Source organism: Bacillus sp. 5B6 (assembly GCF_000259405.1).
Classification (GTDB): Bacteria; Bacillota; Bacilli; order Bacillales; family Bacillaceae; genus Bacillus; species Bacillus velezensis.
Window position 1 is genome coordinate 219,546 of record NZ_AJST01000001.1, and the last position, 14,012, is coordinate 233,557.

Here is a 14,012-nt window from a genome sequence, read left to right on the forward strand (position 1 = left end):
AGGAGGCTCAGGATGATACAAGTCAGACATATTCGAAAAGCATTTAAAGACCTTACCGTACTTGACGGGATCGATCTTGAGATCAAAAGCGGCGAAGTCACGGCCATCATCGGCCCGTCAGGCTCAGGAAAATCAACGCTCCTCCGTTGTTTGAATCTGCTGGAGCGCCCGGATGACGGCATCATTGAAATCGGTGATGCAAAACTGAATGCAGTGTCCTATTCGCGCAAAGACGTTCATAAGCTTCGCCAGCAGACGGCGATGGTGTTTCAGAATTACAACCTGTTCAAAAACAAAACCGCCCTGCAAAATGTGACAGAGGCGCTGATCACCGCGCAAAAGAAACCGAAAAAAGAAGCGGAACAGATCGGTATGGATCTGCTGCGGCAAGTCGGTTTAGAACACAAAGCGGACAGCTACCCGATTACGATGTCGGGCGGGCAGCAGCAGCGGATCGGGATTGCGCGCGCCTTGGCCGTTGATCCTCACGCGATTTTACTGGATGAACCGACTTCGGCCCTTGACCCTGAGCTTGTAGCCGGGGTGCTCCAAGTCATCAAATCAATTGCCGAAAAACAGACAACCATGATCATCGTCACGCATGAGATGGCTTTTGCTCGTGAAGTGGCCGACAAAGTTATTTTTATGGCGGACGGACGCATCATCGAACAGGGAACGCCGGAAGAGCTGTTTGACAATCCGCAGAACGAACGGACGAAAAAATTCATTAAGCAAGTGGGAGAGCCCGCCGAACTTGTCTAAGAAGGGAAGAAGAAGAAATGGCAAATGAAACGTATGAATCATTAAACAAACGTTTAATCAATATCCGCCGCGACCTTCATCAACACCCTGAGCTGTCAGGCGAGGAATACGAAACGACGAATAAAATCCGCCGCTGGCTGGAGGAAGAAGAAATCACGGTTCTTGATATGCCGAAACTTCAAACCGGAGTGATCGCTGAAATCAAAGGAGACAAAAGCGACCCCGTCATCGCCGTCAGAGCGGACATCGACGCATTGCCGATCGAAGAGAAAACAAACCTTCCGTTTGCTTCGCGCAACAGCGGCGTGATGCACGCCTGCGGCCATGATTTCCATACGGCATCTATCCTCGGCACGGCTTTTTTATTAAATGAGAGAAAGCATGAGCTGAAAGGAACGGTGCGGTTTATTTTTCAGCCCGCGGAAGAAATCGCCGCCGGAGCAATACAGGTCATTGAAGCCGGCGCGCTTGACGGTGTATCGGCGATATTCGGCATGCATAACAAACCTGACCTCCCCGTCGGCACGGTCGGTCTGAAAGAAGGCCCGCTGATGGCGAGTGTCGACCGCTTTGAAATCACCGTTAAAGGAAAAGGCGGCCACGCCGGAATCCCTGATAACAGCATTGATCCGATTCAGGCGGCAGGGCAGATTATCGGCGGCCTGCAATCGGTTGTCAGCAGAAATATCAGCTCGCTTCACAATGCCGTCGTCAGCATCACAAGAGTTCAAGGCGGCAGCTCTTGGAATGTCATCCCGGATCATGTTGAAATGGAAGGCACCGTCCGGACGTTTCAAAAAGAAGCGCGTGACGCTGTGCCGAAACATATGAAGCGGGTTGCCGAAGGAATCGCGGCCGGGTTCGGGGCAGAAGCCGAATTCCGCTGGTATCCTTACCTTCCGTCAGTGATGAACGACGCCCGTTTCATACAGGCGGCGGAACAAACGGCTGAAGATCTTGGGCTTCAAACCGTTCGGGCAGAACAGTCGCCCGGCGGCGAAGACTTCGCGTTATATCAAGAAAAAATCCCCGGCTTTTTCGTCTGGATGGGAACAAACGGAACAGAAGAATGGCACCATCCCGCCTTCACACTCGACGAAAAAGCGCTCCCGGCAGCGGCTGAGTTTTTCGCCCGGCTTGCCGTCAATGTATTGGAGCAGACGGAATGAATACAGAAAATCTGACGGCCGGGCTTGCTCAGGCCGTCATGTCGTCTGTGCCGGAAACATCCGCTGAAGCGATGAAAGAAGCGCGCAAAGGACTGCTTGATTTTACAGCGGCAGCTTTTGCGGGGAGACGGGATAAAGGAGTTGAAAAGCTGGTAAAACTGGCCGAAGAAGAAGGCGGGGTGCCGATAGCGCCGCTTATCGGCAGAAATCAAAAAACCACGCCTTCCCAATCCGCGCTCATTAACGGATTCATTGCCCATGCGCTTGATTTTGACGATGTTCATTCTGATGTAAGAGGACATCCGAGCGCAGTCATCCTTCCGGCTTTGATTGCAGCCGCATCAGCCGGCCGTATAGACAAGAGCCGCTTTCTCGGTGCTTATGTGACGGGAATCGAAGTGATGGCGCGGCTCGGCGAGTCAGCTGGAAGGCATCATTACGAGAAAGGTTGGCACAATACAGGAACGTTAGGTGCCATTGCGGCCGCATGCGCCGTCGGATTCGCGGAGAATCTGAATCAAACCCAATTGCAGAAAGCAATCGGGTTTGCGGCCGCCCGTTCCGGAGGCATGAGAGTGCAATTCGGGACAGAAATGAAGCCGCTCCACGCCGGACTGGCCGCTCAAGCCGGGGTGTTCGCCGTAAAGCTTGCAAAGGCCGGTTTCGGCGGCTCAGTTCATGCGCTCGACGGGGAGAAAGGTTTTTTCGGACTGTACGGCGATCTTGAACGGGCAGAAACCCTGCTTGTAAACAGGTGGGGAAACCCTTGGCGGATTGTGAGCCCGGGACTTTGGTTTAAGGTTTATCCGTTTTGCTCGGCGGCTCATCATGCGGCGGACGCCATTCTCAAGCTGAAGGCCGAACATGGCCTCACTTTCGGCCAAACGGAACGGATCGACGTGATTTTTCCGCCGGGCGGGGACGCCGCATTGACAGAACGGCGTCCGAAAACAGGCGAAGCGGGAAGATTCAGCGTGGAATATGTGATCACCTTAGCTTTGCACGGTAAGGATTTTTCAGTTGAACATTTCACATCTGAGCCGATCCCGGAATCCCTTCAAAAAGGATTTGAGCGGATTCACCGCAGCTGCGATGATCAAATTCAGCCGGCTGACAACGCCGTTCCGAAGGGCCGTTTTACAATTGTACGGGTCACGGCTTCCGGCGGTCATGTCTATCAAACACGTATCGACTGTCCGAAGGGAGCGCCGGGAAACGGTCTTTCTGAAAAAGACATTGAAGACAAACTCCGGCTCGCTTTGCCGGGGGAAGAGGAAAAGGCGGAAGAATTGATCAAAGCAGCCGGACAATCAAATATTGACCGTTATTTACAGCTGATATAAATAAAAAGAGCGAGGGGATGCAGCCCTCGCTCTTTTTACGTTCACTTCTATTGAATAGGGGGATATAGGGTGCGCCCCTGTCTGCGCTGGCAGGGGCGCGGTATCAGGAAACGGCCGTGCCGTTTTCTTTGACCGTGAAACTTCCTCTTGATAAGCGGATGTTGATATCCGAAACTTTGGCAATTTGTTCGTCGTGCGTAACCATGATGACGCATTTGCCGTCTTTATGTGCCAAGTCCTGAAAGAGCCGGACGATTTCCTTTGACGTATCCTCGTCGAGATTTCCCGTCGGCTCGTCCGCGCAAATCAAATCCGTGTCACAGCAGAAAGCCCGCGCAATTGAAACGCGCTGCTGCTGTCCGCCGCTTAATGTCAGCACCCGCTGACGGGCCTGCTGTTCGGTGATGCCGACTTTTTTCAGCATGCTGAGCGCGAACGCATCTTTGTTGTTCTCCTTAGAGCCGGTGATCTCCATTGCCGTTGTGACATTCTGGAGCGCCGTCATATACGGGATCAGATGATAAGATTGAAATACGATAGAGACATATTGATTTCTGAATTTGGTTAATCCGATTTTGGAGATGTCTTCTCCGTTATAAAGGATGCTTCCCTCTTTAGGTGTATCAAGGCCGCCCGCCAGAGACAGAAACGTTGTTTTCCCCGTCCCGGAGGCGCCGAGAATTGTATAAAACTTCCCTTTTTCAAAGCTGATCGTTATATCCTGAAACAGCGGCTGTGATTTGTCTTGGTACCAGTAGCCGGTCTGTTGAAAGGTTAATAGGCTCATTATGCTGCCTCCTCTTATTCCTGCTTGGTCAGGATCGTTTTAGGGTGAAGCCGCATGACTGATACAGACGGCAGTAATGTGGCGATGACGGCAATTGCGACGCCGATCCCGCCAAGAATCAGAAGGTCATTCAGCGAGACGTTTACCTGCATTGTACTGATGACATCCGCGCCGGATGAATGCTGACCGAACAAGCTGCCTCCCCCCGGCATTTCTCCGCCGCCCCAGCCGCTTGTTTGCTGCTGTGAATCATCGGCTGAGCTGACCTGCTGGGAAAGAAGCTGATTTCCGAGCTGATTCGCCACAAGGCTGCCCGTGACGGATGCGATCCCGATGGCAATAACGGCGACAACCAGAATTTCCGTTAAGAATTGTCCGATGAGCTTCCAGCGCTTTTCGCCGATCGCCATCAAGATACCCATTTCATACTTGCGTTCCCTGATCGACATCATCACGATCAACCCGAGAATGACCGCGCCCGCGATGGATACAAGGTATACCACGTTTTTAGAAAATGACGCGACATTTTCAATCGGGCCGGCCATTTGCTGATACACCTGATCATTTGTCGTCAGCGAGTAGGTTTTATCATCTATGGATGTTTTTTTCGCAGCCGCAACGAATGAGTCAATATATTTTGCATCATCCATATAATAAACGGCTGAGCTGATTTTGTTTTTGTAATCAGACCCTTTTAACGCCGCCGCGGCGGTGTAAGGCGTATAGATTTTATTGTCAGGATTTAAGAATGAAAAATGCTGTGCCTGATCGTCTCCTGATGATGTTGTTTTATAGATTCCCACAATTTTAAGCTTTGTTTTCACAGAATCATCCGCTGCTGAGGAAACGGTAATGGAACCGCCGACCTTCAGCTTGTTTTGATCTGCCAGCGTTTCATTAATCACGGCGACTTTTGCGTCCGCATCTGTTTTTGTGATGGCGCGGCCGTCAGTGATTTTTGAACTCCCGCCTGTGAAATCATCAAGCAATGCCGTAGAGAGCACGCCTTCGATCGAGATATCCGCTGAAATCATCTGTCTTCCGCCGCCTTGAAAATGGCCGGCGCCGGAACTGTTATCGGCTGATTCGCCTGAGCTTTTTATCGCATCAAAGCTTTCTGCATTTGCTGACGCTGTCGTGAGGAAGTTGTAATTTTTAACATGCTGTAAAGATGTAAGCTTCTTGGCATCTGAGACGGAAATCGGCGTTGATTCAAACGTCCTCTTTTCACCGTCTTTTTGCTGCTGCGCCATTTGCTTTTGGCGGTCAGCCTGGAGTGTGACGCTCCCGCCGAGCTGCTGCCTTGCCAGTTCGCTTGATTTCTTTGCCGCTGACTGGATCGTAAGACCGGACAGGACAAAAATGCAAATCACTGAAAACACAACCAGCTGCAAAAATGTTTTTCCCTTTTTTTCCTTCATGCTCCAAAAGGCTCTTTTTATAAAGTTCATGTCTGTTCCTCCGTGTGGGTGTCAGATCTTGTAAAACCGGCCTTCTTTAGCACCGGTCATCCGATATGTATATAGTAGGGGAAATGTATGAAAAAAATATGAACAAACTATTTCCGGGTGATGAAATAAAAACTAACAATTGTGAAACCCGAAAACATCCGAGTAAAATGGTGCTATTATAAGAAAAAGCGTCAAGATAAGCGGAGGAACCAATGAAGATATTAATGATAGAAGACAATATAAGCGTATGCACCATGACGGAAATGTTCTTTTTTAAAGAAGGGTTTGAAGCCGAATTTGTCCATGACGGAGTGGAAGGCTATCAGCGGTTCACGGAAGAGGACTGGGATTTGGTCATTCTGGACATTATGCTTCCATCCATGGACGGAGTGACGATCTGCCGGAAAATAAGAGAGACGAGCAGTGTGCCGATTATTATGCTGACCGCAAAGGACACGGAGTCCGATCAGGTGATCGGGTTTGAAATGGGGGCCGACGATTATGTCACCAAGCCGTTCAGCCCGCTGACACTAGTAGCGCGGATTAAAGCGGTGATCAGAAGATACCGGGCGACGGGGCAGGCCGTAAAAAGCGACGACTTGATCGAAACGTCGTGTTTTTCAATCAATAAGAAGACACGGGAAGTGTTTCTGCACGGAAAACCTGTCGAGAATCTGACGCCGAAGGAATTCGATCTGCTCTTTTATCTCGCACAAAACCCGCGCCAGGTCTTTTCGAGAGAGCAGCTGCTTGAGCAGGTGTGGGGCTATCAATTTTACGGCGATGAACGTACGGTTGATGTTCATATTAAACGGCTGCGCAAAAAACTGTCCAGTGACGAAAAACCGTTTTTATACACGGTGTGGGGGGTAGGATACAAATTTGATGAGGATTAAATACTTATATCAGCTGCTGTTAAGCCATGTCAGCATTTTGATTTTGGCCTTTTTCATCATCATTTCCCTGTTTTCGCACTTTGTGAAAGATTTTGCGTATCAAAATAAAGTGGATGAGCTGTCATCTTACGCGCAGCAGATCACAAGTGAGCTGAACGGCCGCGATCTTGATCTGCGCCGACTGTATCCGTATCAGGACATGTTAAAAACGCGCGAGACCAGGTTTATTATTTTTGATGAACATCAGCGGCCTTACTTTTTTCCTGACGATATGCCGCCGCGCGAGAAGCTGAAAAGTAAAGAGTGGCACATGCTGAAGCAAGGGAAAACCGTTCAGATCAGAGCGGAGATGAACCGTTTTAATACGGAAGGCTTGGAAGTATCGCTTGTCGCAAAACCGCTTTTTATCAACGATCAATTTAAAGGCGTGGTGCTGCTCGTGTCTCCCGTCAGAGGTGTCGAGCAGATGATCAGCCAGGTCAACTGCTATATGATTTACGCGGTCATCAGCACCCTTATCATCACGATTCTGCTGAGCTGGCTTTTATCTAAATTTCACGTCAAGCGGATTCAGACATTGAGGGATGCGACCGGAAAAGTGGCATCAGGTGATTACGATATTTCGCTCAAGAACAGCGGCGGCGATGAAATCGGCATGCTGGCGTCCGATTTCAACATCATGGCCAAAAATCTGAAGCAATCGAGAGAGCAGATTGACCGCCTTGAAAAGCGGAGGCGCCAATTTATCGCCGATGTCTCCCATGAGCTGAGAACGCCTTTGACGACCATTAACGGACTTGTGGAGGGGCTTAACAGCAACACCATCCCGGAAAAAGATAAAGAGAAATGCTTCTCGCTGATCAGCGAAGAAACGAAGCGGATGCTCAGGCTCGTGAAAGAAAACCTGGATTATGAAAAAATCAGATCCCAGCAAATCAAACTGGACAAGCTCAGTCTGCCGCTCATCGAGGTGTTTGAAATTATTAAAGAGCATCTCAATCAGCAGGCGGAGGAAAAACAAAATCAGCTGCGGATTCAAGTGGAGGACGGCGTCAAAGTATTCGCCGATTATGACAGGCTGATCCAGATTCTCGTCAACATCACGAAAAACAGCATTCAATTTACGCAAAACGGAGACATCACGCTGCGCGGGTATGAAGGCTACAAAGAAACGGTGATTGAAATCGAAGACACCGGGATCGGCATCTCCAAAGAGGAAATTGAGCATATATGGGAGCGGTTTTATAAGGCGGATGTGTCCCGGACGAATACGGCATACGGCGAATACGGACTTGGCCTTTCCATCGTCAGGCAGCTCGTCGAAATGCACAAGGGCACGATAGATATTGACAGCGAAAAAGGAAAAGGCACGACCTTTACAATCCGCCTTCCGCTGAATACGAAAAATGAATCATCTTGAAACCGGCGGTCCCGTCTGGCCGCCGTCTGTTTTAACTCCACTCGGAAAATTGCGCTCTGCCGAAACAAAGTTTGCGTGTTTTTCGGGATGGAAAGAGACGGAAACGTGATAAAATAACTGGTAAACAGGTCTTGGATGGGGAGGGTGAAGGAATGAAGAGCGGGTTAATTCCTTCTTCAGCAGTCGGGCAGAAAATTAACGAGTGGTATCGATACATCAGAACATTCAGCGTGCCGGATGCGGAGATCTTGAAGGCCGAGATCAAACAAGAGCTTGACCATATGGAGCCTGATTCGAACTTAGTGCTTTATTATTCCCTCATGGAATTTCGCCATCAGCTGATGCTGGACTACTTGGAGCCGCTGGAAAAACTGAAGATAGAAGACCAGCCGACCCTGTCGGAAATTCTTGATAACATTGATAACAGCCAGGCCGGCCTCAAAGGGCTTCTCGATTATTACGTCAATTTTTTCAAAGGCATGTTTGAATTTGATAAAAGAGAATTTATCTCAGCGATTACATATTATAAACAAGCTGAGAAAAAACTGGCCTTCGTATCGGACCATGTGGAACGGGCGGAGTTTTATTTTAAAGTGGCCGAAGCTTATTATCATATGAAACAAACGTATTTTTCTTTGATACATATAAAAAACGCTTATGAAATTTACGTAGAGCAGGACACATATAACGTCCGGATCATTCAATGCCATTTTGTATTCGGCGTCAATTTAATGGATGAAAGGCGCTTTGAACAGGCGGCCAAACATTTTCAGCACGCTCTGCAAATGGCCGAAAAAGAACAAAAAGCGCAGCTTGTCGGGAGGGCGCTGTATAACCTCGGACTGTGCTACTACAATCAGGACCGCATCGGCGAAGCGATTCCGTACTTTGAACGGGCGGTCGATACATTTGAATCACAAAGAATCGTCAATTCTCTTCCTCAAGCATATTTTCTAATCACACTCATTTACTTTAAACTCGGAAAAAAAGAAAAAGCGTCGGAATATCACAAGCGGGGATATGAATATGCTAAAGAAACAGACGATCCCGTTTACACGGTAAAATTCGAATGGCTGCAGGCTCTGTATCAGGCGAAACCGGATGAGGAAACAATCAGCGCGTGTTTCAGTTACCTGGAAGATAAAAATTTATACGCCGATATAGAGGATTTAGCACTAGAAGCAGCTAAATATTACTATGAACAAAATTGCTTTAAGATTTCTTCTGACTATTTTCTGAAAGTCGAAGAGGCAAGGAAACAAATACAAAGGAGTGAGGGTTTGTATGAAATTGAAATCTAAATGGTTTGTTATTTGTTTAGCAGCCGCCGCGATTTTTACAGTGACAGGAGCAGGCCAGACAGATCAGGCTGAATTCCATGTAGCTGAAAGAGGAATGACGTGAGAAGAAAATAGCCTGAACAAAGGAAAAGACTGCATGGGAATGTTCCCGGCAGTCTTTTTTTGCGCGTCCGGACTCGGACAGCGGCGGAAAACAAAAGAAAACGCCGCAGGTCAAAACCCGCAGCGTCCTCATATAGACGGAGCGATGCTTAGAAACCGCCAACATAGGCAGTACCTACAATAACCAACAGGATAAATAAAACAACGATCAAAGCGAAAGAGCTGATTCCAGAATATCCTGACATGAGCTTCACCTCCATATTGTCTATACCATACAATATGTAAAAGAAGCTGCTTTGTAAGGGATATTAGTGGACAAGAGAAAAAAGAGGCGGTGTCCTATGAGAGTAAGACTCCGGCAAAAAATTCGTCATACAGTGCCCGCACCGCGTGTCTTTCCTGCTCTTCTTTCACTCCGAACATCATGCTGACTTCCGAGGACCCTTGATTGATCATCTCGATGTTGACGCCGGCTTCCGACAGTGCTTTGGATGCTCTGGCGGTTGTGCCGACATTATGGCGCATCGCTTCCCCGACGACCATAATCAGCGCCAGATTATGCCTGACTGTGACTTCATCGGCTTGAAGTTCCTGCTTCAGACGGGTGACGAGCCTGTGTTCCAGTTCTGAGTCCATCTGATTGTGCCGAAGGATGATCGTGATGTCGTCAATGCCGGATGGAACGTGTTCATACGTCAATCCTTCTTCCTCCAAAATGTGAAGGGCTTTGCGGCCGAAGCCGATTTCCCGGTTCATTAAATATTTGCTTATGTAAATGCTGCAAAAGCCCGTGTCGCTTGCGATGCCGATGACTGGCCCGTTCGTATTGTCACGGCTGCTGACGACGCGTGTTCCTTTCGCATCCGGATTATTCGTATTCTTAATCTGAACGGGGATGCCGGCCCGAAATGCGGGAATCAGCGCTTCATCATGAAAAACGGAAAATCCGGCATAGGAGAGCTCACGCATTTCCCGATACGTCAGTTCGTTAATTTCTTTCGGATGCCGCACGATTGACGGGTTGACGGAATAGACGGCGTCCACATCAGTAAAGTTTTCGTACAGGTCGGCTTTTAAGCCGCTGGCGAGAATGGAGCCGGTAATATCAGAACCGCTCCGGGAAAACGTCACAATCTCATGCTCCTTCGTGTAACCGAAAAATCCCGGAAAAATGATCAAGCCTTCACGGTTTCTCAGGCGGTACAAATGATCATAAGACTCAGGGAGCACCTGCGCGCTTCCGGGTTCATTCGTCACAAACAGCCCCGCTTCTTTCGGACTTACATATTCCGCTTTCACGCCCTGCCGCCGGAAGTAGGCTGCGATCAGCTTCGCGTTGTTGTCCTCGCCGCTCGCTTTCACCGCATCCATATATTGTTCGGGATTGGTTTTACAGCTGTTTAAGAGAGCGAATAGGTCACTGCGGATTCTCTCTATAATAGAGAAATCCAGGTTTAGCTCACGCGCGATGGCTGCGTACCGTTCAATGACCGTTTCGGCAAGCTCGGGCGCTGCACCTTTTTGCAAATAATGCTCCGCACAGCGGATTAACAGATCCGTCACCTTTGTATCGTCCGAGAAGCGTTTTCCCGGTGCCGATACGACGACGGCTTTCCGCGCGGGATCAGCCGTCACGATTTGAAACACTTTCTCAAGCTGGGCTCCTGACGCAAGAGAGCTGCCTCCGAATTTTACAACTTTCATGATTTACATCCCCTAATATTTAAATTTTCTCACAAATTTAATTTTTATTATCTCTCTTTCAAACATGTAAATCAAGGATTTTTTCTACGTGGGGAGAACATTTGTATTTTCATGGAGGAATTTTTCCGCTGTTTGTCAGATTTGTTTCCCTCAAGCGTGTCATCATGTGCAAAAAATGATAAGCAGCCAAATGAAGGTTATAGAAAATCCTGCAAATTCTTGATAGACTGATTGTAAGACAATTTAGTGTACGGCCCGCGGATGACCGCTTTTGAAAGCAAAACTGTATTGACTGCGCTTGGAAAGATGATAAGATTATAATTGTCGTTGATAATGATAATCATTACGAGTGGGATATATGGGAGTTGTTTGGCAATCAGTCATACCGTTTGTGATGGGTGCAGGGAGGCAGCATGAAGCTACGTTACTTACTTTTGCTACTGGCGGTTTTGGCGTGTACTTCTATATTTATCGGTGTAGAAGATTTGTCGCCGCTGGATATTTTTCATTTAAATAAAGAACAGGCAGGTACATTGTTTGACAGCCGGCTGCCGCGTTTGGTGAGCATTATCATCGCCGGCATGAGCCTGAGCATCTGCGGATTAATCATGCAGCAGATCAGCCGGAATAAATTTGTATCGCCGACGACTGCGGGAACGATGGACTGGGCAAGGCTCGGAATTTTGATTTCATTAATGCTTTTTACGTCAGCCAGTCCGCTTGTGAAAATGTCTATCGCTTTCGTTTTCGCGTTGGCGGGAAATTTCCTGTTCATGAAAATTCTCGAGAGGATCAAGTTTAATGATGCGATTTTTATTCCTCTCGTCGGTTTAATGCTTGGGAACATCGTCAGCTCAGTCGCCACGTTTATCGCATATAAATACGACCTGATCCAAAACCTGTCGTCCTGGCTGCAGGGGGATTTCTCACTGGTCGTCAAAGGCCGGTATGAGCTTTTATATCTGAGTATCCCGCTGGTGATCATCGCTTATGTGTATGCGGATAAATTTACGGTGGCGGGAATGGGAGAGAGCTTTTCCATCAATCTCGGCCTGAAATACAAACGCGTCGTCAATATCGGTCTGATTATCGTGTCGCTTATCGCTTCACTGGTGATCCTGACCGTCGGGATGCTGCCGTTTCTCGGTTTGATCATTCCCAATATGGTGTCGATTTACAAAGGAGACAACCTGAGGAGCAGCCTGCCTCACACCGCTCTGCTGGGCGCTGTTTTTGTGCTGTTTTGCGACATTTTGGGAAGGGTGATCATCTTCCCGTACGAAATTTCCATCGGCCTGATGGTCGGTGTTATCGGCAGCGGCATCTTCCTGTATATGCTGTTAAGGAGAAAAGCATATGAGTCATAATAAAAAAATTACGCTGCTGGCGGCGCTCGCCATAATATGTATCGGATTCTTCCTGTTCTACGGACTGGGCAATTGGGAATACTCCCTGCCGAGACGATGCTTCAAAGTGCTTGCCATGATGCTCACCGGAGGAGCGATCGCGTTTTCAACGGTCATCTTCCAGACGATTACAAATAACCGCATACTGACACCGGGCATTTTAGGCCTCGATTCCCTGTATATGCTCATTCAGACCGTCATCGTGTTCCTGTTCGGTTCAATGAATATCGTCATGATGAACAAAAATCTTAATTTCGTCATCTCCGTCGGGCTGATGGTGCTCTTGTCACTCGTTTTGTATCAGCTCATGTTTAAAGGCGAGGGGCGGAACGTGTTTTTCCTTCTGCTTGTCGGCGTCGTGTTCGGCACGCTGTTCAACAGTCTGTCATCCTTTATGCAGATGCTGATTGATCCGAATGAGTTCCAGGTTGTTCAGGACAAAATGTTTGCCAGCTTTAACAATATCAACACCGATCTTTTAGGATTTGCCGGTGCTGTCTTTCTTCTGACGGGCATTTATGTCTGGCGGTTCACGCGGTTTTTTGACGTACTGTCGCTCGGCAGGGAGCACGCCGTCAACCTGGGGATTGATTACGATAAGCTTGTGAAACAGATGCTCATTGTCGTCGCCATTCTTGTGTCTGTCTCTACGGCTCTTGTCGGGCCGATTATGTTTTTAGGACTGCTTGTCGTCAATCTGGCGAGAGAGTTTTTAAAAACCTACAGGCACACGTATTTAATTGCGGGTTCTGTCCTGATCAGCATCGTCGCGCTCGTCGGGGGCCAGTTCGTCGTGGAGAAAGTGTTCACGTTTTCCACGACGCTGAGCGTCATCATTAATTTTGCCGGCGGGATTTATTTTATCTATCTGCTGTTAAAGGAGAATAAATCATGGTAGAGGTCAGAAATGTAAGCAAACAATACGGAGGGAAAACTGTCCTTGAGAAAACGTCTCTATCCATTCAAAAGGGCAGGCTCACCTCATTTATCGGTCCGAACGGCGCGGGAAAAAGCACGCTGCTGTCTATCATGAGCCGGCTGATTAAGACGGATTCCGGGGAAATCACGGTCGACGGGCAAGAGATCGGGGCCTGCAAAAGCAACGATCTGGCAAAAAAAATCAGCATCTTGAAGCAGACGAACCAAATCAATATCAGACTGACAATTAAAGACCTGGTCAGCTTCGGCAGATTTCCGTATTCCCAAGGGAAACTGACGGATGAAGATTGGGTGCATATCAACCAGGCCCTCAGTTATATGAAGCTGGATGATTTAAAGGATAAATACCTCGATCAGCTCAGCGGAGGCCAGTGTCAGAGGGCGTTTATCGCGATGATCATCGCTCAGGATACGGACTATATTTTTCTCGATGAGCCGCTGAACAATTTAGATATGAAGCATTCCGTTGAAATGATGAAGCTGTTGAAGCGGCTTGTGGAAGACTTCGGAAAAACGGTCGTCGTAGTGATTCACGATATCAACTTCGCATCCGTATATTCAGACCATATCGTCGCACTGAAAAACGGACGGATCGTCAAAGAAGGGCCGGCGGAGGAGATCATTGAAACCTCCGTGCTTGAAGATATTTATGATATGACCATCCCGATTCAAGAGATTGACAGTCAGCGGATCGGTGTGTACTTTTCTTAAAAACCAGATGAGGTGAAAATC

Annotated in this window: 14 protein-coding genes; 10 read left to right on the top strand and 4 right to left on the bottom strand. The window is 48.3% G+C overall.

Annotated elements, in window-relative coordinates:
• Window positions 1–12 precede the first annotated feature (12 nt).
• From MY7_RS00970 to MY7_RS00980, 3 genes are read left to right on the top strand one after another with little or no spacing between them, the layout of a single operon-like run.
• The gene (locus MY7_RS00970) at window positions 13–762 is read left to right on the top strand and encodes an amino acid ABC transporter ATP-binding protein (RefSeq protein ID WP_007609376.1); all 750 of its coding nucleotides are present in this window, start codon (window positions 13–15) and stop codon (window positions 760–762) included.
• Between the two features lie 17 nt (window positions 763–779).
• Window positions 780–1,931 (top strand): M20 peptidase aminoacylase family protein, encoded by a 1,152-nt coding sequence (locus MY7_RS00975; protein WP_007609378.1) that lies wholly within the window; start codon window positions 780–782, stop codon window positions 1,929–1,931.
• Complete coding sequence (locus MY7_RS00980) at window positions 1,928–3,274, top strand: MmgE/PrpD family protein (RefSeq protein ID WP_007609380.1); 1,347 nt, start codon at window positions 1,928–1,930, stop codon at window positions 3,272–3,274. The genes MY7_RS00975 and MY7_RS00980 overlap by 4 nt, the downstream gene beginning before the upstream one ends.
• A gap of 103 nt (window positions 3,275–3,377) precedes the next feature.
• Here the strand turns inward: MY7_RS00980 and MY7_RS00985 are convergent, their stop codons facing one another.
• Complete coding sequence (locus MY7_RS00985) at window positions 3,378–4,061, bottom strand: ABC transporter ATP-binding protein (protein WP_007609382.1); 684 nt, start codon at window positions 4,059–4,061, stop codon at window positions 3,378–3,380.
• A gap of 14 nt (window positions 4,062–4,075) precedes the next feature.
• Window positions 4,076–5,512 (bottom strand): ABC transporter permease, encoded by a 1,437-nt coding sequence (locus tag MY7_RS00990; RefSeq protein ID WP_007609384.1) that lies wholly within the window; start codon window positions 5,510–5,512, stop codon window positions 4,076–4,078.
• A 212-nt stretch (window positions 5,513–5,724) separates the two neighbouring features.
• Here MY7_RS00990 and MY7_RS00995 point away from each other — a divergent pair, with 212 nt between their 5' ends.
• The 4 genes from MY7_RS00995 (at window position 5,725) to MY7_RS01010 (ending at window position 9,232) form a co-directional block, all read left to right on the top strand.
• Complete coding sequence (locus tag MY7_RS00995; protein WP_007609386.1) at window positions 5,725–6,408, top strand: response regulator transcription factor; 684 nt, start codon at window positions 5,725–5,727, stop codon at window positions 6,406–6,408.
• Window positions 6,395–7,828 carry a sensor histidine kinase gene (locus MY7_RS01000; protein WP_161631122.1) on the top strand — a complete coding sequence of 478 codons (1,434 nt, stop codon included), beginning with the start codon at window positions 6,395–6,397 and terminating at the stop codon, window positions 7,826–7,828. The genes MY7_RS00995 and MY7_RS01000 overlap by 14 nt, the downstream gene beginning before the upstream one ends.
• 152 nt (window positions 7,829–7,980) lie before the next feature.
• Window positions 7,981–9,129: a Rap family tetratricopeptide repeat protein gene (locus MY7_RS01005; protein WP_029326229.1), complete on the top strand. Its 1,149-nt coding sequence runs from the start codon at window positions 7,981–7,983 to the stop codon at window positions 9,127–9,129.
• Window positions 9,113–9,232 carry a PhrC/PhrF family phosphatase-inhibitory pheromone gene (locus tag MY7_RS01010; protein WP_003156334.1) on the top strand — a complete coding sequence of 40 codons (120 nt, stop codon included), beginning with the start codon at window positions 9,113–9,115 and terminating at the stop codon, window positions 9,230–9,232. The genes MY7_RS01005 and MY7_RS01010 overlap by 17 nt, the downstream gene beginning before the upstream one ends.
• 148 nt (window positions 9,233–9,380) lie before the next feature.
• Here the strand turns inward: MY7_RS01010 and MY7_RS18940 are convergent, their stop codons facing one another.
• Together MY7_RS18940 and MY7_RS01015 are read right to left on the bottom strand one after the other, a co-directional pair.
• Window positions 9,381–9,491, bottom strand: coding sequence for a YjcZ family sporulation protein (locus MY7_RS18940; RefSeq protein ID WP_369719092.1), 111 nt, complete (start codon window positions 9,489–9,491; stop codon window positions 9,381–9,383).
• A 79-nt stretch (window positions 9,492–9,570) separates the two neighbouring features.
• Window positions 9,571–10,935, bottom strand: a complete 1,365-nt coding sequence (locus tag MY7_RS01015; RefSeq protein ID WP_007609394.1) for an aspartate kinase — start codon at window positions 10,933–10,935, stop codon at window positions 9,571–9,573.
• A 413-nt stretch (window positions 10,936–11,348) separates the two neighbouring features.
• On the opposite strand from MY7_RS01015, the gene MY7_RS01020 reads away from it, so the two are divergent.
• The 3 genes from MY7_RS01020 to MY7_RS01030 are packed head-to-tail and all read left to right on the top strand — an operon-like array spanning window position 11,349 to window position 13,991.
• On the top strand, window positions 11,349–12,302 hold the full coding sequence (locus tag MY7_RS01020; protein ID WP_007609397.1) for an ABC transporter permease: 954 nt from the start codon (window positions 11,349–11,351) through the stop codon (window positions 12,300–12,302).
• Window positions 12,292–13,239 carry an iron chelate uptake ABC transporter family permease subunit gene (locus tag MY7_RS01025; protein WP_003156331.1) on the top strand — a complete coding sequence of 316 codons (948 nt, stop codon included), beginning with the start codon at window positions 12,292–12,294 and terminating at the stop codon, window positions 13,237–13,239. Before MY7_RS01020 ends, MY7_RS01025 begins: the two co-directional genes overlap by 11 nt.
• On the top strand, window positions 13,233–13,991 hold the full coding sequence (locus MY7_RS01030; RefSeq protein ID WP_007609404.1) for an iron ABC transporter ATP-binding protein: 759 nt from the start codon (window positions 13,233–13,235) through the stop codon (window positions 13,989–13,991). Before MY7_RS01025 ends, MY7_RS01030 begins: the two co-directional genes overlap by 7 nt.
• Window positions 13,992–14,012: the final 21 nt, after the last annotated feature.

Coding starts and splice junctions, on each gene's coding strand:
- MY7_RS00975 (WP_007609378.1), top strand. CDS start 780: ATGGCAAATGAAACGTATGAATCATTAAACAAACGTTTAATCAATATC.
- MY7_RS00990 (WP_007609384.1), bottom strand. CDS start 5,512: ATGAACTTTATAAAAAGAGCCTTTTGGAGCATGAAGGAAAAAAAGGGA.
- MY7_RS01005 (WP_029326229.1), top strand. CDS start 7,981: ATGAAGAGCGGGTTAATTCCTTCTTCAGCAGTCGGGCAGAAAATTAAC.
- MY7_RS01030 (WP_007609404.1), top strand. CDS start 13,233: ATGGTAGAGGTCAGAAATGTAAGCAAACAATACGGAGGGAAAACTGTC.
- MY7_RS01015 (WP_007609394.1), bottom strand. CDS start 10,935: ATGAAAGTTGTAAAATTCGGAGGCAGCTCTCTTGCGTCAGGAGCCCAG.
- MY7_RS18940 (WP_369719092.1), bottom strand. CDS start 9,491: ATGGAGGTGAAGCTCATGTCAGGATATTCTGGAATCAGCTCTTTCGCT.
- MY7_RS00985 (WP_007609382.1), bottom strand. CDS start 4,061: ATGAGCCTATTAACCTTTCAACAGACCGGCTACTGGTACCAAGACAAA.
- MY7_RS01025 (WP_003156331.1), top strand. CDS start 12,292: ATGAGTCATAATAAAAAAATTACGCTGCTGGCGGCGCTCGCCATAATA.
- MY7_RS00970 (WP_007609376.1), top strand. CDS start 13: ATGATACAAGTCAGACATATTCGAAAAGCATTTAAAGACCTTACCGTA.
- MY7_RS00980 (WP_007609380.1), top strand. CDS start 1,928: ATGAATACAGAAAATCTGACGGCCGGGCTTGCTCAGGCCGTCATGTCG.
- MY7_RS00995 (WP_007609386.1), top strand. CDS start 5,725: ATGAAGATATTAATGATAGAAGACAATATAAGCGTATGCACCATGACG.
- MY7_RS01020 (WP_007609397.1), top strand. CDS start 11,349: ATGAAGCTACGTTACTTACTTTTGCTACTGGCGGTTTTGGCGTGTACT.
- MY7_RS01010 (WP_003156334.1), top strand. CDS start 9,113: ATGAAATTGAAATCTAAATGGTTTGTTATTTGTTTAGCAGCCGCCGCG.